Origin of the sequence: Gimesia chilikensis (assembly GCF_008329715.1) — a bacterium.
Taxonomy (GTDB): Bacteria; Planctomycetota; Planctomycetia; order Planctomycetales; family Planctomycetaceae; genus Gimesia; species Gimesia chilikensis.
The window spans coordinates 332,897-355,654 of the sequence record NZ_VTSR01000032.1 but is presented as its reverse complement, the minus strand read 5'-3'; the positions used below and the strand labels follow the sequence as shown (position 1 = coordinate 355,654).

Genomic DNA, 22,758 nt, shown 5'->3' with positions numbered 1-22,758 from the left:
GACGAGTTAGAGTTGAGCTGCGAAATGTTGAATCCCACCAGTCGAACTGACCAGCTACGTACAAAGCAGCATACTTTTGACGGTTCGGAATTACAACCAAAGTGATTTTCAGGGCGTATTTTCAAGCCAGACCCCGTAAATTCACATCCCGTTTCCATCTCAGCTTTCACAGCAATCATGTCTGGCAGAATGCGGGACTCTTGGATACAATTTCAGATAACTGTATTTAGTTCAGACCAGAACAGTCGGTACGCCGAATAGTCTGGTACCTGTTTTTGCATTTAATGAGGGACTCGTGCGTCGGGCTGCACCGGAATCCCGAGTTCAAACACACATGGGGAGGCAATTGTGGTTAAGAAACAATACGGGGAACGTCGCTTTCTGTGGCTGACGGTTGGAGTTATCTGTGGCCTGTGCATGTCCTATTTCTGGCCGCATGAGCCAGCCATGGCCGTCGCGACTGACCGGGATGGGGATCGCTTTGCAATTACAACAGTCCCCACACGCAACGGTAACGCGGAAGGCGTATTCGTCCTCGACTTCCTCACCGGACGTCTGCAGGGAGCAGTCTTGAACTCTCGCTCTGGAAAGTTCACTCACGCTTACTTCCGGAATCTGGCCGCTGACTTCAACGTCGATCCGACAGCAAAACCACATTACGTGATTGTTTCCGGTGATGTGAATTTACCCGCTCAGGGACGCGCCCAGTTCGCCGACGGCGGACTGTATGTTGCAGAAATGTCCTCCGGGATGGTGATCTGCTACGCTTTCTCGTTCGTGTTCAACAATGCCCCTTCTGCGCCGCAGCAGTTGCTGCCGATGGACCGGTTCCAGTTCCGTCAGGCACAGTAATCTGAACAACGACGAAATCAGAATACAACGAGAGCCTTTCACCGGCTCTCGTTTTTTTTATGCGCGTCACACGCTCAAAAGCCTGTTTGAACCTACTCTCGTTCGCAGACCAGAGCTCGAGATTTGCCATCCAGTCGGGCAATCACCAGAACACCTGCCGCTTTTCCCTTAAGTGATAATTTGCGACGGAGTGCTTCGATGGGAACAGGAATTCGACGGCATTTGATTTCCAACTGGCCAAAGTCGGCTGAGCGAAAATACTTTTTCAGGTCACGATCCTGATTCGACAGTTCATCCAGAATCCGGAAGCGTCTGAAAAAGGGAGAGTCTACCGGTTCGGAAGATGTGAGATATTCTTCTTCCGCATCAAGACGGTTCAAATCACTTTCCGCCGCTGCCACATCCAGGAGGCCGGAGCGGACGACTGCCGGATCGGGATCATACAGATATCCCCCCGGTGGAATGACGCTGCAAAACGCATCCATCGGATGACCGGCGATACTGGCGACCTCACCTGATTTTGAAATCGCGGTGGCCCGAAATTCCGATTCTCCTGCCAGACTGCCGAACCAGACGGTTGCTTCTTTACACTCCCCATTCAGGCTGATCAGTTCGGTCTCGCTCCCGGGAAATTTTCCCGCAAAATTACTGGCGGGGCTGAGCTTGATGGCCCCGCCGGAAAATTCCTGGATCAGCCCCAGCAATGTTTCCAGATCGGGTCGATAATCTTCAATGCGAATCACTTTCCCGCCGGAGTGGGGTCTACGATCCGGATCAATATGCAGCAGTCCCTCTCGATCTTTCACCTCTTCCAGAGGCTGATTGATCACAGTCACCTGGTCCGCTACCTCATAAACTTCACTGTTCCAGCGGGCAAACTGGCACAGAACCGGTTCCAGATCAACCCCCGTTACCCGGGCATGTTGCGCCAGGGCAACCAGATCCCCGCCCATTCCACAACAGAAATCATAGACAGAACCGGAAAACCGCGCTGCTTTGTAATTCGAAACCGCTTCAGGTGTGGCCTGTTCCAGGCTCTTTCTGTCGAACCACATCTGGTCTGCGCGAGAGAACTTGGCCCGCCCGCGCATCCGCAGTTCTGCCAGCGTCAATGCGGCACGCACAACATCTTCGGGATACTGTTCGCGCAGTTGTTTCTGTAACTGAAATTCGGTCCCGGAGTGGGAGGCGATCAGCTCAAAAATTTCCGGGGACTGCTGTAACTGCCTGAAACATTCAAGCTCGGAGTGGGACTCGCTGGACATGGAACTGGTTAACGACTTTCTGCCGCTGCTGAAGGTTGAAGCAAACTGGAAACAGCCTGTGTCAACCGGCGGGAGATCTGCTCCAGCCGGTCCGCGTCCAGATCACATTCGATATACCGCACGGAGTCCTGAACGACTGCCAGACCAATAGAAGCGGGTCTGGCCCCCAGTAGCTGTTCTACGGCCAGTGTATAGACTCCTAATTGGAATTCATACTCTGCGATCAGCTGTTCTGCACTCATTCGTGCCATTCGGGAACCGGTTTTGTAATCAAACAGCATCCAGTCCCCCGACTCGGTTTGAACGAGCGCATCAATGCTGCCTGTGACTGTCACCGCCTGATCGCTATCCACCTCGGCTCCGGGGGGCCAGTGCAACAAAAAATCGAGTTCCCGATAATGCACCCGCGTCTGTTTCAGAGTCTGACATAACTCCGAGGCATACCAGGCGGATATCTGGCGTTCTACCAGTGGTTGCAGTTTCTCTCGTACCTGAGGTGGTTGTTCTGCGAGGACGGCAGCGACGATCCGCGGTGCCTGTTCGGGCTTCTCCGGTTCCAGCCGTTCGATGACTGCGTGTGTGATTGTTCCCAGTTGTGTCGCCTCGTCCGCCGACAGCACCTCGTTTATCGGCACCTGGTCCACTTCCGGTTCCAGCAGGTGTTGCAGTTCAGCGTCAATCACTTCCAGTTGAGAAACACTCACATGCGACAGCGCCCCCGGTCGTGGAGCAATCACGCCATAAGATTCCGGAAATGGTTCGGGAGTCCCCTGTTCCAGTGCGGCGACGAACTGACTGGGTTTCAATTCTCGCTGTTTCTTCTCCGGTCGCGTGAGCGGCTGAGGCATCTCATGATGAACACGAATCGCGGGAATCTGGTCGGGGGCAACATCACCCAGCGTCAGTTTACCCAGATAGGGATCGATCGCGGGGGCGCCTGTGGTGAGATCAAAATGCCGGGCCAGCAGCTTCATCCAGGGTGACTCAATTTTGCGATCATATGGTAAGCCTGCAGACAGTATCAGATAATCTGCCGCCCGGGTTACGGCGACATAGAGCAGACGCACGGTCTCTTCCTCGTCGGCCCGCTGTTCCAGTCCCCGGTGCATTTTAAAAGCAAAATTGTCCGGAGCCGTTCCCCGTTCGGCGGGCAGGTTGAGCAAGCCTCCCCATTCCGGATGCAGAAAGGGAGCGGTTCCTCCCGGTGCGGGCTTTCGGTCCATGTCAGCCAGAATCACTACGGGGAATTCCAGACCTTTTGACTGGTGGATCGTCATCAGGCGGACGACATCACTGGTTTCAGGTAATGTCGCCGCCAGTTCTTCCTTGCTCTCTTCCAGAATGGAATCACGAATTCGCTGCACGAAATCTTTCAGCGTAAACAGGCCGGTCCCTTCAAAATTACGAGCCAGCTCAATCAGCTTCCTCAGGTTAGCGAGCTTGCGGTCTCCCAGAAACTCGTTCATCAAAGCGGCATCGTAGCCGGTTCGCTCCAGGGCCAGATTCAACAGTTCCACCAGTGAGAGACGATCTTTTTTTGCTCTCAGTTCCTGCAGCACGCTTTGGGCATAACGCACCTGGCGGTGCTGCTCAGGCCGGAGCTCTTCGGGCGGCTCAACCTGCATCGCACGAGTCAGACTGTCTGCGTTTCTTACAATCGTATACAGCGTATCATCAGACAGACTGAAGAAAGGAGAGCGTAAAACGCCCAGGAGACTCAGTTCATCATCGGCGTTATCCAGGTACTGGCACAGATTACTCAGATCGTAGATTTCCTGCTGCGCGTAAAACGCGCGTCCGCCAACCAGGTAATAGTCCAGATCCTGCTGCTGAAATGCTTTCTCATACAGGGCCACATTCGACAGAGCCCGAAACAGAATACAGATATCCCCCGGCTCTACGCGTCTCAGTTCGCGCTGGCCGGTCTGACGGTTTTTGGCCCAGATCCGGGGAGTCTCGTCTTCCAGCAGCTGGCGTACCCGGGCTGCGATCCAGTCCGCTTCCGTCTCGCGGAGCGCCTCGGCCCCCTTGATCTCCGGATCGTCGGGAGCAGCGAACAGAAATTCGATTGCCGGCGTCGGAGAGTGCTGTTCCTCGTCAAAGGGAGTCAACGGCTCATAATACTGCTCCATTGCAGAGGCAAACAGGCAGTTGGTGAAATTCAAAATGGCTGGTTGACTGCGGAAATTGACGCTCAGCGGCAAACGGCCCTGCTCCGGAATCTCCTGACGCAGCTGATGAAAGACTTCGGGATCCGCGCGTCTGAAACGGTAAATCGACTGCTTCGCATCCCCCACCAGAAAGAGCTTGCCTGTGAGCAGTTCTTTTCCACACAAGGCACGCACGATTTCACTCTGAACGGGGTCGGTATCCTGAAACTCATCCACCATCAGGAACTCGATTCCCGCTGCCGCCCTCTGCTTTGCCTGTGGATCGCGCCGAAACAGGTCGCGGGTCTGCAGCAGCAGGTCGTCAAAGTCCAGTAGCCCTTTTTCCGCTTTACTCTCCTGGTATCGACCGGCAACGAACTCTGTGACTCTTAAGACTCGCAGACTATATTCAGCCGCCTGTAAAAAGGCAGCCGGATCAGGTGAGAGAATTTCATAAACCTTCGTGAGCGATTTTCTGAGCTCGGTAAACCCGTCTTTAATCTGCTCATAAACATCCAGGTCATCCCAGTCTTTCTTCGTCCCTGCGCCCTGTACTTTGGCGTGCTCAATCAAAGTCCCCAGCAGAACCGCACGGTTGTGTTCTGCTCCTTCCAGCAGTTCGGGAAGTCGCGATGTGAGGACCTGAAACCGGTCCCGCATCTTTTTATTCACAGGATCCTGGGCCGCCATCAGTCTGAGCAAAAACCGGGTGCTTTCCGCATTCGCGATTTCCGCCAGTTGCATGGGAATATAAGAATCAACCCAGAATTTCCGCATACGGCCTGCCAGCTGTTCCTCTGACAGATCTGAAAACTGCTCGAATTCAATCCGAAACTGCTGAGGGACCAGGGAGATGAACAGTTCATAAGTTCGTTCCAGTCCATAGCGGTAAACCAGTTCCAGACAGTCTTCGTCTTCCTCCTGTAACAGATCGTGAATCGCTTCACGGACTACCTTCCGTAAGAAGGCGTCACTGGTTCCCTGTTCCAGGAGCCCGAAATGGGGATCGAGGCGGGCACTGACAGCGTGTGTCCGCAGGATTGATGTGCAGAAAGAATGAATCGTGCTGATCCGCGCAGAGTCCAGCCCCCGGATGACGGTTTGCCAGTGTCCGACTTCTTCCGGGGGACAACTGCGGAGTTGCTCCAGGCAGGTTTCACGAACCCGATCCCGCATCTCACGGGCCGCCCGTTCGGTGAAGGTAATCGCGACGATATGGCTCAATCGATCGGGAGGACTGCCGGGCTCGATTAACTTGAGAAACCGCTGCGTCAGAACAAATGTCTTACCGCAACCGGCTCCCGCAGAGAGCGCAATCGAGACATCACGCGGATAGATCGCTGCTGCCTGCTGCTCGGTGTAAGTGGGTTGTTGCGACATGATCTGGGTCAGGCTTCCTCTGTTGAATTGGACTCATCGTCGGGTCCCGGGACGTGAAGCAGGTCAATCTCCTTACCGAGACTCTCACGATAGCTTTCCACCTGCGAAATCCGACAAACCGACTGAAACGCTGGATCCAGGTGCGCTACCCCGGGATCAACCTGCACAGGAAAGATCCCCTGGCGAATCAGGTCTGCCAGATGTGGAACCAATCCATCCAGGGTGGTTTCCAGTAACTCCAGGTCTTCACCAGACAGAGGGTCGATCTGCTTTCTACGATACGAATGCAGGGGCATCACGAATCCGGTCTCCTGAATTTTCCAGTATCCCAGGTGGAACGGTTCGGCATCTGCGTCGATCATTTCCAGCCGCCGGGCCGCGATGAGATACAAGGCCAACTGCAGTTTTTTCCCGGAACGGATCTCCTTCGCCGAGGGTACCGACCGCCCCGTTTTGTAATCGATGATGTTGAAGTATTTCTGTCCGTTGATACTGCCCACATCGATCCGGTCGATCTGACCCCGTATGCGGGTTTCTCTCGCGCCTTCACCGAGAGTCAGGTATTGATATCGCCGTTGATTAGGATCGGGTTCTCCGGGTACTTCACCAAAGGGAACCTCCCTGCCGACCACGGCCGGAACACGATCCCAGAGTTCTTCAAACAGTCGGGCATAGGACTCAGACTGCTCGGCAAAAAAGCTGCCCCAGTCTTCCAGGATCTGTTTCTCGATTCTGGTTAACACCTGCTGCAGCCGAGTTCCCACAAAATTCTCGGAGATCCGCTGCTCCAGCAGTTCATGGAATAGTTGCTCGACCTGCTCTGCCGAGTATAACTGGTCGCGTCCCCCCTGCTCCTGCAGTTGCTCAATCAGCCTGGTCAAAATGCTGTGCACGTGGATCCCGCGTTCCAGATAGTTGGTCCGCAGCTCGGGCGGCTCGGGGACTTCAATGCCCAGCACACTCTGAGCAAAGAACTGATAAGGACAGGCCAGGTACAGTTCAAGCTGGGTGGTGCTGAATTCATATTCCGTGGGGAAACGTGCATGAATGGCCCGTCGACTGGCGGGGGATGTCAGTATGCCTTCAAATTCCGTAAAGCCCGGTTGTTCAAAGCGTGCTACCGCCATTTCGGTGGCCGCGAGAATATTCCGGATCGTTGCCTGTAATTCCGGATCCTGGACTGCATTCAGAAAGACCCCCGGCCGGTTATGTTTCAGCTGATCAATGGCCAGTACTCTCAAATCGCGACGGGAGAGAGTCTGCTCGGGACGTGGTAGCGGGTTGAGTTCCCCCGCCTGTTGTACCTGCAGAGTTTGAGGATCAAACAGATCAATCAGAGTGGTCAGATAGGGACTGGGAAACAGCGGTTGCCCCGTGGCACTGATTGCCGGATAGCTGAGAATCAGCTTCCGGGTGAACCGCGTCATTACCTCGTAGAAGAGCAGCATTTCTTCCTGCTGCTGGTTCGCATGCAGTTTGAGTGAAAGCCCCTGCTGGTTCAATTCACCCCGGTCTTTTTCACCGTACAGGCAGTCTTCGCGATGTCCTCGCGGGAAACTGGCTTCGCTCAAGCCGCCTACCAACAGGTAGGGGATGTTTAAGTTTCTCAGCTGCGATGCATCGAGTACTTTAACCCGGCCCGTTTCCTCCGGCTGTAGAGAGATCGTCTGTTGTTCGAGCAGGTCCAGCAGCAGACTGCGAAATCCGGACAGGTCCAGGGGCTGAGCTTCTTTCTGATGGAACTGTTCAATCCGTTCGACCTCAGCAACCGCATGAAACAGTAACTGCTGAAATCGTTCCCAGACCTGCTTGTCACGTTTTGCCAGTGGATCATGCTCCGGATCAGCGTCGGCCCAGGTTGCTGGCAGACCAAATTCATTCGCGATGGAAATCAGAATTTCAATCCAGGTGACAAACAGTTCCCGACCTTCCAGCCGCTGGGTTTCCCGGTGAAGTCGTTGCGCCAGCTTCAAAGCGGTATTCAATTCGCGGGCGGCAGCCTTACGCTCGGGACGGTCAGGAAAACGGGCACTGAGCTCCGCCGCTTTGCGACTTTCGTTTTCCAGAGCATGGATTAAATCCACTTTACCCGAGTCAATTTTGAGCTGCCTCAGCACGCGGGACAACGCACGAACCGCGGCTCCCCCCTGATACTCGGGCCATTGAGGAGCAAAGTAACTCGAATCCAGGACTGACATCAGGCTGTCAAACGACCAGTTTTCAATTTCGAGTTGCAGGAAGGCAAAGATGGTCCGCACGATGGGAAAACGGGAGAATGCCTGCTCCTGTCCCACAAAATAGGGAATCCCTGCCGCTTCCAGGGTTTCGTCGATCAGGTCACCATATTCCAGTGTGGAGCGGAACGCGAGCGTGATTTCTTCTGGCAACACTCCCTGTCTCAACAGCCCTTTGATTTCCCCGGCCAGCACCTCCAGTTCATTTCGCTGACCGGCGACCGCGAGCACTTTAAGTTGCCCCGTTTCCGGAAAGGGAACGATCTCTCGCGGATTCGCAAACAGTTGCTGACTGATCTGATTTCGGGCATTTCCTGCTTCGGGCTGGTCAAAAGAGACGACACTGATCCGGCCCGGCAAACGTTCTTCCAGAATCCGAAGGGCGGTCACCGATTTGGCGAACAGGTCGCCTCGCCGCGATTCCTGTTCCAGCGGAAGCGAAATACAGAGTTTTTCCGTGCGTGTCGCCAGCACTTCCAGAATTTCATACTGCGTGTGCGTGAAATCGGCAAAGCCGTCCAGGACAATCAGATCGAATTCGCCAAACGGGCCCCACATTTCGTCCTGCAACGCGGTGCGCGCGGACCAGAAACGCCCTTCCGAATCGTAACGCCGCATTTCGTGTAATGCGACCTGGTATCGGTTGTAAATCTGGGCGAGTTCCCGGTCTTTCTGCTCGGAATCGGATCCGATGCGGTCACAGGCTGTCGAGAATTCCTCCGGCCAGATTTCCTCCCGTTTCAGTTCTGAAATAAAACTCGAAATCAGATCCAGAAATCCGGATGAACCAGCGATTGAACTGAAATAATGAATCTGTCCAGCGGCGATCAGGTCATCCACGATGCTCCGCAACAGATACCTTTTGGAGATCTCGGGCAGCGTCTGTACCGGTTCGTCCAGCGACTTCAGTATGGTTTCGGCAAAAGCCTCAAACGTATAAACATTCGGAGCAAAACAGATGGGGAGTTGTGGTCCCGGCAGACGGTCAAGCACCTGTCGACGGGAACGTATTGTGGGGGAAAGCCAGAGCGTGGCTCCGGGACGCTGACGTTCCAGCCCTGCCTGCAGTGCACGCCGGTACTCATCCAGCAGATGGTCTGTTTTGCCGGAACCAGCGGTTCCTGTCAGGATTTGTACTTCGGGTTGCATCGGAGTTGCCTGGTGGAAACAAGCTTTCATTTCACAGAGATTTCCCCTGCAATGTATCCTGCTGAACTCCAGAATTCAATTTCAGTCGGTTTTCCCGTGGAATAGGGTTTTCGGGGCAATGTATCCAGAGCAAATCTTGCCACTGGTTTCCAGATCGCCTACACTAATAGAGAAGCAAATAAAGATCCGCCGCGTTACGACACCCGACAAAACACATTCCCCATTCCTGAAATCTTTATTTCTGCCCGGTTTGAGTTGTGTTCTGTAATTCTCATAAGGAATCGTCCATGCCAAAATTCCGCTTGATCAGTTTGTGCCTCTTACTTGCTCTGATGGTCTCGTCCCCTTTCCAGTCCCTCTCTTACGCTGATGAAAAAGAGAAGGAAAAAGACGAAGATTACTACCAGATGATGAAGCTGTTTGCAGACACTTACGAGCAGATTGAACGTAATTATGTGAAAGACATCGACCGCCGGGTGCTCCTCGAAGCGGCCATTCGAGGCATGGTTCAGGAACTGGATCAGTACTCCAGCTACATCAGCCCCGATGATCTCTCCCGCTTCAACCAGGTGGTCGAACAGGAGTTCGGCGGGATCGGCATCCAGGTGCACATTGACGATCAGAACAACCGACTGACCGTCATGACTCCGCTGCCTGGTACCCCCGCTTACAAAGCCGGGATTCGGGCCGGCGACATCATCGATTCGATTGAAGGCAAGTCCACCAAGGGTTTCACACTTTCCCAGGCGATCAAAATTCTCAAAGGTCGCGAAGGGGAAAAGGTGAAGATGTCCGTAATTCATAAAGGCACCGACAAAGTAATTCCCGTGACAGTGGAACGGGAAATCATTCATGTCGCTACTGTCCTGGGGGATACCTACAAAGACGATGACGCCTGGGATTATATGTATGACAAGAAAGCCAAAATTGGTTACATCAGACTCACTCACTTCAGCCGTCATAGTGCAGAAGAACTGCGGTCTGCCATCGAAGATCTGCGCAAGCAGGGCATGAAAGGACTGATCCTCGATCTGCGTTTCAATCCGGGCGGTCTGCTTTCGCAAGCAACTGAAATCTCGGACATGTTCATCGAGTCCGGTAAAATTGTCAGTACGGAAGGCCGCAACAGCCGGAACCGGAAATGGGAAGCCACCTCTAAGGGAACTTTCAAAGACTTTCCAATGGCGATTCTGGTGAATCGCTATTCTGCCTCAGCCAGTGAAATCGTTTCGGCCTGCCTGCAGGACCACAAACGTGCTGTGATCATTGGTGAGCGTACCTGGGGAAAAGGCAGCGTTCAGAACGTCATCGAACTTGAAGAGGGCGACAGTGCTCTGAAATTGACTACCGCCAGCTACCATCGTCCCAGTGGGAAAAACATTCACCGTTTCCCAGGAGCCAAAGATACCGATGTCTGGGGAGTGACTCCGGACGAAGGTTATCGCCTGCGACTGACCGATGATGAGCTCGAAGCGCTGACCGAATACCGCCGCAAACGGGATATTCTGGATCACACTGCTAAACTGGATACCGAATTCAAAGACAAGCAGTTGGACCTGGCGATGGACTACATCAAGGAACAGCTGAGCGGTAAAAATAAACCAGCTGACAAGGATGCCGACAAAAAGGCTGAAAAGAAACCCGAAGCCAAAGAAGAGAAGCCGGCCAAAAAAGCAGCTGCCGCTCCCGGGCCGGCAGGAAATACGCTGGTCATCCGGACCACCTGATCTCCTCTGACAGTATTCTGACAGAGTTACACTGACACAGCGGAAAGCGACTCGCGGAGCCTGTTATCTCCAACAGTCGCTTTCTTTTTTCATTATCCGAGCATCCATGAGCCCCACCGACGAATATCTTCTGGCAATCGAATCTTCATGCGATGAGACTGCAGCTGCTGTCATTACCCGCGACATGTGGATTCTCTCCAATGTCGTTTCCTCGCAAACCGATCTCCATGAAAAGTTTGGGGGGGTGGTGCCGGAAATTGCCTCGCGAGCGCATCTGGAACGAATTCTTCCTGTGATCGATGATGCCCTGATGCAGGCCGGGATCGAGTTGCAGCAGTTAACCGCGATTGCCGTCGCGACCGAACCGGGGCTCGTCGGCTCGCTGCTGATTGGCCTGACGGCGGCCAAAACACTGGCCATGACACTCGATTTACCCCTGATCGCCGTGAATCATATTGAAGGGCATCTCTTTGCCTGCCAGATGCAGGAAGACCGCCCGCTGTTCCCAGCGATCGGCCTGGTAGTCAGCGGCGGACACACCAATCTGTACCACTGCTCGGAAACATTCGAATTTGATCTGATTGGTGCCACCATCGACGATGCCGCTGGTGAGGCGTTCGATAAAGTGGCAAAAATTCTGGGGCTTTCTTACCCGGGAGGTCCGTCAATTCAGAACGCAGCTACACACGGTGACCCTCGCGCGTTCAAATTTCCCCGCACGTTTCTCAAAGACCCGGAACTGCGTTTCAGCTTCAGCGGTTTGAAAACGGCGGTGCTGTATGCGGCACAGGGAAATCCAGGAGCAAAACAGCAGCCACCACCGCTGGATGATCAACGGATTGCCGACCTGGCTGCCAGCTTTCAGGAAACCGTGGTTGATGTGCTGGTCGGTAAATGTCGGCAGGCGATCGAACGCTACAACTATTCTACACTCTGTGTAGGAGGGGGCGTGGCTGCTAATCGTCTCCTGCGTGAGAGGCTGGCTGAAATGACAGAGCAGGCAGGAATCCACCTCAGCGTGGCTCCTCCCGATTTATGCACCGACAATGCTGCCATGGCTGCGATCGCCTGGCATCACCTCGATCAGGGGCGCATTGCAGATCTTGACCTGGATGTCACTCCGGGACTGGTTCGTTAACTCGTTCCGATAACACATTCAGGGCTGCAGAAAACTGAATGTGAAAATATCGGTAACGTTCGTAAACTGTGGCGAAACCGAAATCCTGACGTAGCGTCTGTCTGGTGAAACGACGGCAGATCCCGTCAAGCTGATCCCTTCGGGTACGACACGAATCACGGGCTGATAGGCAACTCCGCCCACATTCTGCACTCCCGTTACCAGAGGGACCTGTCGTCCCGTCGAGATGCCTGCCTGGCGAGATACTCGAAAGCTCTGCAAGGATTCCCGGCTTCCATTGATGGCTGGTCGAGAGGAAATAAACCGCCCGGAGGCAGGCTGCAGGCTGCTGTTTTTCTGGGAGTTCTGAGGCACTTCGGATTTCCGATTACGACGTCCCTTCTCCAAGTCGATGCGAATGATTCGATCTTCCCGGGTCAGGGGAACAATCATCGTTTGCACGACAGGATGATCCGAGCCCTGGTAGCGGGTCACCTTTAGCTTGGCCCGCTGACCGACAATATCGCCGGAGACATAACGCACGCGCACTACATAGGTTCCTGGAAATCCATGTGCACACAGATAGTCTTCGTGGCAATTCTCCTGCCTGGGACCATAGCCATCATTGAGGAGCACGCCTCCCCCTGCCGTCAATGGTGACTCAAACGAGCAGACAGTGCCCCGAGGCTCTTCCACAATCATGTCCAGATCACCATCGCCATTCCAGGTAAGTTCCAGCTTGAGGTCTCTCTCCAGAGCCTTTCTGCGGGCCACCTGCACCCGTTCTGCCTCCGCCTTGCGACCGGCCTGCTTTAACGACTGCTCCAGATTAGCCAAAGCGTTCAAGGCTTTTTCATGCCACTGGTCATAATCCTTAATCCAGACATGTGTCAGAATTCCTGAAGCTGCCCAGAGAATGCCTTCCGGATCCTTGAGCTTCTCAGCCAGACGTAATCCCATGATGTAAGGCTCGGGGCGGTCTGGCTGTAAATTTGCAGCCTGCTGGTACAGCTTGAGAGCCTGCTGGTCGGCTTTGAAGCGAGTCAGATAGGCAGCGGAATAGACCATGCTGGGGACGTCAGCGGCAGAGAAATCGATGCGGGAAAGCAGAACCCGTTCGATCTCAGGTTGCGGTCGCCCGACAATTTCCATCGTCAGTGCGAGGACATCGTACATCCAGGGTTGTGACTGATTATGAATCAATGCGGCATTGATGGCTGCGATCACATGCTCGTGTTTACCTGACTGATGCAGGTTGAAGATCAGGTCATTGACCAGTTCCGGCTTCGGTTTTCGCTTGGAAAAATAATCGTTCCAGAACTGCGCAGGGTTCTTAATGTCCCCCGTGAGCGGTGTCTTAAACTCCTTGCGCGAAGTTGATTTAGCACCAGTAAAAACGGAGCCCTTCCCTGAAGAAGGACTCCGTTTTGTTAACTTGGATTGACGGGGAGAATCAGGCGAGCCCGATTTCCCTGTTACTCCACCGTTACTGGTTTTTTTTTGAGTTGTTCGATGGTGCTGTTATTGAACTGAAAAGGCTTGTCCTGAACCTGGAACTGTGCCGGCTTAGACTTGGTTTCAGTCTCTCCCAGAATCCCATCCAGAATGGCTTTCATTTCTCCATCCTGAATTGGTTTAATTTCTGGTTTCTGAGCTGCAGCTTTTCCCTGGGGAGCAGCTTTCACATTGGCTTTCTGGGGAGGTGCGCTGTTCATCATCAGCATTTCAGGAGCAACATTGAAGAAGCCCTGACCACCACCGCCACCGCCGAAACCACCTTGACCGCCACCGCCAAAGCCACCACCGCCACCGCCGAAGCCACCTTGACCGCCACCCAGGCCGCCCTGCTGGCCACCAAAGCCACCCTGGCTGCTACCAACTGACGATTGCTGTGTCGAGACCGAGATTACCAGGTCAGCGACCGGATAAACGCGGGTGCTGTAGATTTCCTCAGCCTTGGCACTCGTGGTGATTTTCATCACTTCGTCTTCGATGACATACGTCAGACCGATGGGCTTGAGAATAATGTTCAAAGCACTCTTCAGTTTGATACCACTCAGCGAAACGTTGACCGGCTCATCAACTGTCAAACCATCTTCACCCAGATCGTTCGAGTTAATCAGGATCGTGATGTTGTGCAGTTCCGAGAAGTAAGTCATTACTTCAGACAGTGGGATGTCGGGGAAGTTGGCTTCCGTTTCTTTTTGCAGCTCTTCAAAGATACGCTGTTCCGCAGGGCTGTTCTGATGCAGGTCGACGGCAGCCCATTTCTTACGACGTTCTGTCAGGCTGGTCCAGACCGGAGCGGACGGCCAGCGAATTGGAGGTTCATCCGGGAACGGAACGTGTGAGAGTTCAACCTGGTACAACGTTTCCAGGAAGCGGTCAGCTCGCAGCGAACGCATGCGGAAGACTTTATCCAGCTGTCCTGCAGCTTCTGAAGTAAACAGGGCTGCTGTTGCAGGACCGTTACCCGGTTCCATGTTCACAGCAACACGGGAGACAGCTTCAGCCTCTTCGTAGGCGTCACTGTTACCATGCTTACCGTCCTGAATCAGCGAACGCACGCGGTCGATCAGCTGCTCCAGTTTTTCATCTTCCAGCAGGACCTGGTCGACCAGACGTTTCTGCTGTTCCAGCTGAGCAATCTGCTGCTGCTGGCGAATTCTGCGTGTTTCAGCAACTTCCATCTGGCTCCGGACATCGACCATCATGTTATTCAGGCGACGTTCCAGCTGCTGACGGAGATCGATATCAATATCAGAGGTTGATTTCAGGAAATTCAGTGATCGTTTCAGAACTCCCAGAGCGCCATCAGGATTATCGCTGGCGATCTGACGTGCCTCTTCGATGGCATTGGAAACCTCGATTTTCATCTGGGCTCCCTTGATCTGACGAAGCTGCTCTACTTTGCTGATGGCGTCATCGATTGGCGGCTGAGGATCCGCTTTCTGAGTCGCAGGTGCAGGAGCGTTACCGGCAGGCTGTTTTGTATCAGCCTGGGCCAGTTGATCGTTCTGGAATTTCTGAGAGAGCTTCAACAGGGAGTCAGCGCGGGAGTTGCCGGGATCAAACTGCTGCAGCATGTTACCAAGACGAGCAGCCTGTTCCATGTTTCCGCTACGGATCGCCTGAGTACCGGCGAATTCCAGTTGAGCCATGTGTTCTTCGTGTGAGGTACGGGCCAGATTCATCATCCGTTGGCCAGCGTAAGCAACTCCCAGTTCCTGACCTGACTGATAATTCACCCAGGGAACTGCGAGGAAACTGTTGACGGCCTGTGATGCGGGTACGTTGAATTTCCAGATACCTTCGAGCTGACGATTGCTTAATTCAACAGTCAGCTTGCCATTCATCTCGCCGCGAGCCAGGTAGATGGTCTCACGATCTGAGCGGACAGGCAGAGCACGCGTTGTGTTGAGATGCAGTTGTTTGTCAGAGACTCGAATTGATTCCGGATAGAATACTGGAGCCTGTACGGCCTGGGCCAGTTCTTTGCCGACAATGGTTGGCAGGTCCTGTTTTCCTTCGGCCAGGTCGGTCAGGACAATACCGCCGGTGTAAACGGCCAGTGTATCCAGCATCTGCAGGTCCTTACGGGGACCCACGCCGTAGCTGTGTACGGGAATGTGATTGCTTGCAAATTGTTGGGTGAGTTGTGCCATTTCCGGGAGAGAAATCAGACGGGCAGAACTCATGCCATCGCCAATGTAGACGATGGAGCGAGGCTGTTCTTTCCGCAGCCCCTGGAATGCAGTTTTGAGGGCCTGACCGAGATTGGTTGCACCCAGTGGAGCCCGGGTAGCCAATGATTCAACGGCCAGTTTCGCTTCACGGCTCTGAGGACGCACAAATTCACTCACGAAGGGAGTACATTGCACATCCGCTGCATAAATCGCGACAGTCGCGTCGTTGGGAAGCTCGGTTAGAAAGGCTTTCAGTACATCCAGAGCCTGAACACGATGTTCCCCGACCTGACTGGCTGAGGTATCGAACAAGACCGCAATCTGCTCACCAGCAGGGCTGGAGGCCGGCAGACGATCAGCTTTGAATCGCAGGGCGTAATACTGTTCACCTGCAGTGTTTCGGTAACTGAGGATCTGGCCAATGTTTGAAATTTCCGGAACGGAGTTCTCGGCATACCCCTGCGGAGTACATAGCAGCATCACAGCGGCTGCCCAAACAAACATTGTGATTCCAAATCTGGATCGCGACATGATTTCTCTCTCCCGAGTAACTTAGGTAAGAATGCTCGAACTTAAGCCAGGATTGACGATTGCCAATTTGCGCATTCTCCTCAACTGTGCATTCTATATACAGTCTCGGACACCATTGAAGGAAATTCCCCCGATTTTCTCTTAATTCTCCAAATTTGATGCGAGTTGAAAAGGCCTCATCGGCATTGACTGAAGTATCCGCGCAATTTGTAGTCCGATTATGGGGAAATTAAGGGTCACAGATCACATAGCGAACCCGCCGATTTCACCAACCAGTTCTGTTACAACGGGTTTCATCTACTCAATTGTTCAGACTTCAGCCGTAACCTCAGCCCCTGCCATCTCATGCATCAGCGGGATTCTGCTCATCTCCTGCCCGGCAAATGGTCGATCTTTCAGAGAGACCTCGGTTCCTGTCACCCCACATTCCAGGTTACTGTCGCTGGAACACACTAAACATACTGACAGATCAGTATTATCGGGAGGCATCCCAGCGTCTCCCCGTTCAATCCATGAGTTCCCGATTCCCCTTCAAAACCGCAGTCCTGCTGTGCCTTCTTGTAATAATACTGGGCTGGGGAGTCTTACGCAGTACGATCCGTACCTCCGGGGAAACGGAACTCAGTAAGAATGACGCCAGGCAGGTCGAAGCCCGCAAACCCGTCATCGTAGATCAACTACCTGTCGACTGGGAACAGCCGGTCGAAATCGTGACGTTCCACAACCGTCCACGGTTTCCTCTCGCGATGCAGAAGGGCGACGACTACCTGCTCATTGTCAACAATCTCCAGTGGGATCCAGGCAAAGCAGAAAAAATCAGGCTGTCAGTCGTCAGGGATCCTGCACAGCAGACAGCTTCGGGCTGCTACTTCCAGAACGCTCCGATGTTCTACGAAAAACAGGCAGACCAGGTTCGCCCGGCAGACGCAGCACCTCTTTCCAGTGAAACGAACCGGGAAACCGAGACTCAGACCGACAAACCGGCCCCTGAGGATTCACGCTCTTTCTACCTGTTCGTAACAGATGGAGATCTTTCGGACAAAAAACAATATACCCGTGTGACAGGCAAGCTGATAAAGCACAGTCCGCGCGTAGCCATCTACCTGGATGAACAGCAGCAGCCAACAGAACTGGCAGCCGGGCTGATCGATGAAGTCATCAATTTACTGGAAGAACGGGTGCTGGACCATCTGGCGCAACACTGCGGTTCCCTGACCGATGTGGACGAGAACGGCCGGTTCACAGTATTGCTCTCCCCCTGGCTGGGAAAACTCCAGGGAGGCAAAACGTCGATTAATGGCTTCGTCCGCCCCAGCGATTTTCGAGAGAAGGTCGCTGCCCCTTTCAGTAATCACTGTGACATGCTGTACCTCAACTCCGCTCTCAAACCAGGTCAGGAACTGTTCGACCTGCTCAGCCACGAAGTCACACATGCTGTCGTCTCCAGTATTCGCATCAGACAGGAACAGTACCTGGGACACATGCTGCTGGATGAAGAGGACTGGCTGAATGAGGGTATTGCCCACATTATGGAGCCGGGGTTTACCAACCGGGATTACCGTATCAGTGAATTCTATCGCCAGCCGGAAGCATACCCGCTGATTGTTCCTGACTACTATCGGGCTCGCCTCTGGCGTAACCATGGCTGCCGTGGTGCAGTAAATCTGTTTCTCAACTGGTGTAATGACCTCGATCCCCGGCAGCGTTTCGCCTGGGAATTCACGCATCATCCCCTGACCGGCGTCGACAAAATGGAAGACCTGACAGAGGTCCCGTTTGCGGAGCTCTTTCGTCAGTGGTCACTTTCCCTGGCCAGTCAGGCACTGCAGAGTCGCTTCGCCTATGCGGGTCTGTCAGAACACACGTCCCCTCTGCATTGTGGACGATTCCTGTTGGGAGGCCCTGCCTTACGAACCTGGGACCTCTCAGGCGACGATCAATACACGTTGAAAATCTCATCCACCGCATCGGCGTTCATACATCTGAGAGCTGACCAGAAACGGGACGTTCCAACAACGATCAGAGTACGCGGTTTTCCCGGAATGCAGCTGACCCTGGTCAGAATCCCCCGCAGCGTGCCACAGACATCATTGTCTGCAGAACTCGTTACAACTTCTGATTCGGAGCAAAACGCGACAAATAGCCTCGAGATCAGGCTGCATTGCCATCACCCGACACAGTCGGAAGTGGCACTGATTGGCGTCGAGTATGTTGGCCCCGGTCTCTCGCGGTCCGATCGGCGTCCACGTCACTTCAATACACAGGACCTGCCGGAAACCTTACCGAGCACGGCTGCCAGTCAGATTCAGATTTCCAGACATGAAACCATCAGCACCGAATCAGACGATGTCTCTGAAGTTCGATTGAGAGTGCCGATAGCGACATTGAAACGGGACAATCCCAGCCAAAGTCTACTGGTCAAAGCCGTGGTTCGAACGCAGGCAGGTCAGCAACTCGTCGTACAGACCGAAATCGATCTGCCGGCCTCTTCAGGCCCGCGTCTGGCAGAAGTAGAAACGGCGCCCCGGCAGTGAGCTTCGCCTTTAGAAGCCGGTCGCGTCGTCCTGGTTTTCCCCGGTGTACTTCAGACGGGTGGCGAACAGTTTTTTCAGTCGGGAAACGGGATACATCCGGACAATCTTGTTTTTGTAGGTGATTCTTCCCTGATCGTCACGTCCCAGGTGAGTTGCCACATCCGGTTTCGCCAGACCTGCATACAGACCGGCAAAGGTTTCTGGATCAACGCCGTTTCCGGCTTCCAGATCTTCGAGGGCATTCACACCACCGCAAGAGGTCGCGAACGCATTAAGACCTTTGGTCGCAGTCCGCATGAAGTTTTCCTGCTCCAGGGCTGACTGTGCTTCTACCAGTTGTTTCACACCCCGTTTGATTTTATCTTCGGTTTCCTCGGTGGGAGTTCCTGAGTTCTGCTGGGCATGCAGCGTTGGACTTTGGAAACTCTGAGAAGCTCCCAGAACATAGCCTGCAGCAAGCAGCAGTAAACCCATCGCGATCTGGCTGAACCTGGACATCAGAGACTCCCCATAAAATCAATTTTTGTTATGATTCGTGTGCTGTTAAGCAGATTTTTAAGCTGTTTAAATAATCTGAAGTCTTCAATTTGTCAGATTGAACCTCAGGACGCAACAGCGGATGCACTTATTTACTAATAATTGACAGGCCCAGTCAATAAGAACCCTGAAAAATCAGAGTCTCTCCCCCGATACGACAAGGTCATTTAGAATGACACTCCCCGAATTCCAGAGCAGTCTGTCCACTCTCGTGATGCAGTTTCAGGTATCGAATTACGATGCTCGCCATCTGTTGCTCGACCGTTCTGACCAGATCCTGGAACTGGCAGAGCAAACTCCAGCAGGTCTCCCGGACCGACTTTTAACGGAATGGCAGTCGATTTGTGCCGAGGTCAAATCAGTCCAGCCCGAGTATAAGAGTCATCACAAAACATCGATTCTGTTCGACCGACAAGGCATGGGACAACCCGGCGTTCAAAAGGCCAAAACGCTGATCACCCGCATCGTTGCCCTCACCAGAAGCGTCGAGCGTCTGGAATCGTGAACTGGCTCTCAGAGTACAATTCGACCTAAATAATGGGAGAGCAGCTCCTTTTGCTGGACGATCATGACCGGATCTCCAGTTTTGCAGGCCTGCTCCAGTTCCGCTGCAATGCGGGACAGTTCATCGAATCCGTAACCGGCTCCCGAACCTTTCAACTGATGCGCCAAGACCTGGATCTCCTCCCGCTGATCGGTAATGCTGGCCTGATTGAGAACCTGCTGTTTCTCAGCGATGCCATCAATAAACATCTCGATCAGTTCCTGGAAATCCTCATCATCACAAAACGCGGAGCGAACAGGGGCATTTTCTAAAGCGTCTAACATAGCTCTGTTCCATATAAGTAAGTTGGTTAGCAAATTTCTACGGCCCTGATGGGCTCATTCCGCGCCCCATCTCAGGGGTCCGATGTCGCGAAATGACAACTCTCCTTAATTAATAGGTTGAACTTTGGTCCCTGCTGAAAAAATGCTCAATTTATCCAGTTTACATATGAAGTATGTCGCTCAACTGAATTAAATGTCGCGTTTGTATCAGTTTTGCCGATACCAGAATCAACAGGATCTCTAAAACAGGCTGGAATAGTGCCGGATTCCCCAACTGCGGACTGTTGGGAATGTGTTGTCCATGCGTTCATATCCCAGGGGTCTGATATTGACTCAATCCGGCATCTTGACTTATACAGCTTTGGTCAAAGTTCCGACCATTGAGTCTGTTACAGCGATTTCGAGAACAAGTCCTGAGAGCAGCCCGGATTTACTCCCCTTCTATAATTCCTGAGATTTAATTCACCAGTCATGCGATTGTTACAGCGCTATATACTTTTCGAGTTGCTGCGCGTTTTCACATTGATGATCACGGTCTTAACCGTCCTGCTGGTCTTTGTTGGTGCCTTCCAGCAAGCCACCAGCCAGGGACTGGGTGCGCTGCTGGTGTTGAAAATCCTGCCCTTTATCGTTCCCAGTATGCTCCCCTTTACGATCCCTGCCACGCTCCTGCTGACGGTCTGCGTGGTTTACGGGCGCATCTCCGGTGACCAGGAAATCACGGCGGCCAAAGCGGCTGGCATCAATGTACTCTCATTGCTCTGGCCCTCCTTTATCCTGGGGGGATTTCTGAGCCTGAGTTCGCTGCTGCTCAGTGATCAGATCATTCCCTGGGCAGAAAAGAACATCGAGAATACGATCGCCACGGAACTCGAAACGATCTTCCTGGAGAAACTGCGTTCCCAGAACCAGATCCATGACCCCAACAGCGGCATTTCCATCACCGTTATGGGTGTCAGGGACAAAACGCTGCTCGTGCCCACGTTTCGTTATTCGCCCCCTGGTAAAAAACCGGTCCACCTGCAGGCGGAAGAAGCGACCCTGGAATTTGATCTCACTCACCAGCAGGTCATCCTCCACCTGGCAAAAGGACACATTGACTTTCCCGGGAAGCCCCGGTTCTACGTCGAGAAGGATTCATTCCCCTTCCCCCTGCCCAGTCAGACCTCGACGGCCAAGCCGCGGCATATGAGTGTCCGTTCTATCAAATCAGAGCTGGGCGACATTGATAACAAAAAGAGTGACTTCGAATTTCAGCGCGATATCGAAGTCGGCATGCTGCTGGCACTCGGCGAATTCGAACGCTTTCAGTCTCCCGAAGTCAATGCGGACCTCCCCCAGAATCAGCATGAGGAAAAACGCAAGAACAAATTGAAGACCGCTCTTTCCAGCCGCTTTGCTCTCAGCTGCAGCTGCTTCTTCTTCGTTCTGGTCGGCTGTCCCTTTTCAATCGCCCAGGCTCGCAGGCAGTTCCTCACGAGCTTCTTCCTGGTCTTTATGCCGATCCTGCTGTTTTACTACCCCATCGTCCTGTTGATGATGAACCTGTCGAAGCTGGGCAAGATCGAACCGAGCTGGTCACTCTGGCTGGGCAACGCAGGTCTCTTGATCGTCGCGATTCACATGCTGCGAAAAGTGCTGCGGAACTAAGAAATCGTCCAGCAGCACTGATTTCACAGCTGGGTCAAAAGTCTGACTTACTTCTTTTCCCAGTTCGAGAAAAACGTCGTCAGCCGCTGGGTCTCACCGAAGATATACAAGGCAGCGGAAATATGTCCCGCGTCCAGCCAGACCAGTTCAGGCTGCTTCCCAATCGATTCCCAGAGCGCCACTGCTGTTGACGGAGGCAGAATCTCATCGTGTTTGGCAGCCACCATCAGCACATCCCGGTCTTTCAGCAGGTGTCCGTAGGTATGTGGATCGACGGGTGACATGATTTTCACAAATGACTCAAACGTGCCCCCATGCTCCAGCCATTGCTTACGAAACAACCGGGCATGCGGATGCGGATTCTCCCAGATTCCCAGCGCCAGATTTCCTCCTCCAAGGTAAATCGCGACTTTGGAAAACCGAGGCTCCGCTTCTGAGGACAAGGCAGACATGATTCCTCCCAGGCTGATCCCGGTCACTCCCAGGCGGTCTGCATCGACTTCTTCCCGGCTGGCCAGCCAGGCTGCGGCGCGACGGATATCCAGTACGGCTTGAGTCATCCCTGCAGCGGTATGTTCCGGCACGAATGAAATCATGCGTCTGCCACTGAATTCGCCAGTCCCCCGACGCTGGGCATAGTAAGGCATCTTAATCGTCAGTGCTGCGATCCCCTGTCGGGCGAGCGCGTTAGCTGACATTTCTGACAGTTCAAAACCTCCGCCCAGAATGTGTAGACAGACACACGCTGGGAAAGGCCCCTCTCCCTCTGGCTGATAGTAATGACCGTGGACGGTATTGTTTTCTTTCACTTCGGTCTTCACAGGTGAAGGAAAGCTGACATCATACACTTTGACCGGCCCACTCATCCGTTTGAACTGGCACTGGAAAGGAAACGTATGCGGATCGAGGTGAAACCGCTCAGGAACCCGATCTTCTTTGCTGGTCGTTTCAAAGCGAACCTCCCCCTGCTCTGGAATGTCCACATACAGAGGTTCCATCGGTTTGGATTCAGCCTGCACAGCAGGTGAGATCAGGGCCAGGCAGCCCAGAACAGCCCAGAGCATACTCCATGCTCGACGATGCAGTTTTAAGGTTTGTGGAATCGGCATTGTCAGTCT

At 53.5% G+C, this 22,758-nt stretch carries 14 protein-coding genes; 6 read left to right on the top strand and 8 right to left on the bottom strand.

All coding sequences use genetic code 11. From position 1 onward, the window contains the following. Window positions 1-348: 348 nt before the first annotated feature. Entirely contained in the window at window positions 349-852 is a 504-nt protein-coding gene (locus FYZ48_RS26155) for a hypothetical protein (RefSeq protein ID WP_145039234.1), read from the top strand. 92 nt (window positions 853-944) lie between these two features. On the opposite strand, the gene FYZ48_RS26150 is transcribed toward FYZ48_RS26155, so the two are convergent. From FYZ48_RS26150 to FYZ48_RS26140, 3 genes are read right to left on the bottom strand one after another with little or no spacing between them, the layout of a single operon-like run. Next, window positions 945-2,117: a class I SAM-dependent methyltransferase gene (locus tag FYZ48_RS26150; RefSeq protein WP_149345469.1), complete on the bottom strand. Its 1,173-nt coding sequence runs from the start codon at window positions 2,115-2,117 to the stop codon at window positions 945-947. An 8-nt stretch (window positions 2,118-2,125) separates the two neighbouring features. Continuing rightward, complete coding sequence (locus FYZ48_RS26145) at window positions 2,126-5,647, bottom strand: UvrD-helicase domain-containing protein (protein WP_149345468.1); 3,522 nt, start codon at window positions 5,645-5,647, stop codon at window positions 2,126-2,128. A gap of 8 nt (window positions 5,648-5,655) precedes the next feature. Then, window positions 5,656-9,060 carry a PD-(D/E)XK nuclease family protein gene (locus FYZ48_RS26140; RefSeq protein WP_149345467.1) on the bottom strand — a complete coding sequence of 1,135 codons (3,405 nt, stop codon included), beginning with the start codon at window positions 9,058-9,060 and terminating at the stop codon, window positions 5,656-5,658. Between the two features lie 257 nt (window positions 9,061-9,317). Here FYZ48_RS26140 and FYZ48_RS26135 point away from each other — a divergent pair, with 257 nt between their 5' ends. Together FYZ48_RS26135 and tsaD are read left to right on the top strand one after the other, a co-directional pair. After that, complete coding sequence (locus FYZ48_RS26135; RefSeq protein WP_149345466.1) at window positions 9,318-10,757, top strand: S41 family peptidase; 1,440 nt, start codon at window positions 9,318-9,320, stop codon at window positions 10,755-10,757. 106 nt (window positions 10,758-10,863) lie between these two features. Further along, window positions 10,864-11,895 (top strand): tRNA (adenosine(37)-N6)-threonylcarbamoyltransferase complex transferase subunit TsaD, encoded by a 1,032-nt coding sequence (gene tsaD, locus FYZ48_RS26130; protein ID WP_149345465.1) that lies wholly within the window; start codon window positions 10,864-10,866, stop codon window positions 11,893-11,895. An 18-nt stretch (window positions 11,896-11,913) separates the two neighbouring features. Here the strand turns inward: tsaD and FYZ48_RS26125 are convergent, their stop codons facing one another. Together FYZ48_RS26125 and FYZ48_RS26120 are read right to left on the bottom strand one after the other, a co-directional pair. Continuing rightward, a complete protein-coding gene (locus FYZ48_RS26125; protein ID WP_149345464.1) occupies window positions 11,914-13,101 on the bottom strand; it encodes a hypothetical protein in 1,188 nt (395 codons plus the stop codon). A gap of 248 nt (window positions 13,102-13,349) precedes the next feature. Next, a complete protein-coding gene (locus FYZ48_RS26120) occupies window positions 13,350-16,091 on the bottom strand; it encodes a hypothetical protein (protein ID WP_149345463.1) in 2,742 nt (913 codons plus the stop codon). Between the two features lie 512 nt (window positions 16,092-16,603). Here FYZ48_RS26120 and FYZ48_RS26115 point away from each other — a divergent pair. After that, window positions 16,604-18,625 carry a hypothetical protein gene (locus FYZ48_RS26115; protein ID WP_149345462.1) on the top strand — a complete coding sequence of 674 codons (2,022 nt, stop codon included), beginning with the start codon at window positions 16,604-16,606 and terminating at the stop codon, window positions 18,623-18,625. Window positions 18,626-18,634: 9 nt separating this feature from the next. On the opposite strand, the gene FYZ48_RS26110 is transcribed toward FYZ48_RS26115, so the two are convergent. Continuing rightward, window positions 18,635-19,123: a hypothetical protein gene (locus FYZ48_RS26110; RefSeq protein WP_145039216.1), complete on the bottom strand. Its 489-nt coding sequence runs from the start codon at window positions 19,121-19,123 to the stop codon at window positions 18,635-18,637. Between the two features lie 211 nt (window positions 19,124-19,334). On the opposite strand from FYZ48_RS26110, the gene FYZ48_RS26105 reads away from it, so the two are divergent. Next, window positions 19,335-19,667, top strand: coding sequence for a hypothetical protein (locus FYZ48_RS26105; RefSeq protein ID WP_149345461.1), 333 nt, complete (start codon window positions 19,335-19,337; stop codon window positions 19,665-19,667). Between the two features lie 8 nt (window positions 19,668-19,675). Here the strand turns inward: FYZ48_RS26105 and FYZ48_RS26100 are convergent, their stop codons facing one another. After that, entirely contained in the window at window positions 19,676-19,990 is a 315-nt protein-coding gene (locus FYZ48_RS26100) for an Hpt domain-containing protein (protein ID WP_149345460.1), read from the bottom strand. Window positions 19,991-20,461: 471 nt separating this feature from the next. On the opposite strand from FYZ48_RS26100, the gene FYZ48_RS26095 reads away from it, so the two are divergent. Beyond that, the gene (locus FYZ48_RS26095; protein ID WP_145039209.1) at window positions 20,462-21,640 is read left to right on the top strand and encodes an LptF/LptG family permease; all 1,179 of its coding nucleotides are present in this window, start codon (window positions 20,462-20,464) and stop codon (window positions 21,638-21,640) included. A gap of 47 nt (window positions 21,641-21,687) precedes the next feature. Here FYZ48_RS26095 and FYZ48_RS26090 read toward each other — a convergent pair whose 3' ends face one another. After that, complete coding sequence (locus FYZ48_RS26090) at window positions 21,688-22,749, bottom strand: alpha/beta hydrolase family protein (RefSeq protein WP_149345459.1); 1,062 nt, start codon at window positions 22,747-22,749, stop codon at window positions 21,688-21,690. Between the last annotated feature and the right edge of the window lie 9 nt (window positions 22,750-22,758).

Excerpts from the sequence above, each read along its gene's own strand:
- FYZ48_RS26150 (WP_149345469.1), bottom strand. The coding sequence starts at position 2,117 with ATGTCCAGCGAGTCCCACTCCGAGCTTGAATGTTTCAGGCAGTTACAG.
- FYZ48_RS26145 (WP_149345468.1), bottom strand. The coding sequence starts at position 5,647 with ATGTCGCAACAACCCACTTACACCGAGCAGCAGGCAGCAGCGATCTAT.
- FYZ48_RS26140 (WP_149345467.1), bottom strand. The coding sequence starts at position 9,060 with ATGAAAGCTTGTTTCCACCAGGCAACTCCGATGCAACCCGAAGTACAA.
- FYZ48_RS26135 (WP_149345466.1), top strand. The coding sequence starts at position 9,318 with ATGCCAAAATTCCGCTTGATCAGTTTGTGCCTCTTACTTGCTCTGATG.
- tsaD (WP_149345465.1), top strand. The coding sequence starts at position 10,864 with ATGAGCCCCACCGACGAATATCTTCTGGCAATCGAATCTTCATGCGAT.
- FYZ48_RS26120 (WP_149345463.1), bottom strand. The coding sequence starts at position 16,091 with ATGTCGCGATCCAGATTTGGAATCACAATGTTTGTTTGGGCAGCCGCT.
- FYZ48_RS26115 (WP_149345462.1), top strand. The coding sequence starts at position 16,604 with ATGAGTTCCCGATTCCCCTTCAAAACCGCAGTCCTGCTGTGCCTTCTT.
- FYZ48_RS26110 (WP_145039216.1), bottom strand. The coding sequence starts at position 19,123 with ATGTCCAGGTTCAGCCAGATCGCGATGGGTTTACTGCTGCTTGCTGCA.
- FYZ48_RS26105 (WP_149345461.1), top strand. The coding sequence starts at position 19,335 with ATGACACTCCCCGAATTCCAGAGCAGTCTGTCCACTCTCGTGATGCAG.
- FYZ48_RS26100 (WP_149345460.1), bottom strand. The coding sequence starts at position 19,990 with ATGTTAGACGCTTTAGAAAATGCCCCTGTTCGCTCCGCGTTTTGTGAT.
- FYZ48_RS26095 (WP_145039209.1), top strand. The coding sequence starts at position 20,462 with ATGCGATTGTTACAGCGCTATATACTTTTCGAGTTGCTGCGCGTTTTC.
- FYZ48_RS26090 (WP_149345459.1), bottom strand. The coding sequence starts at position 22,749 with ATGCCGATTCCACAAACCTTAAAACTGCATCGTCGAGCATGGAGTATG.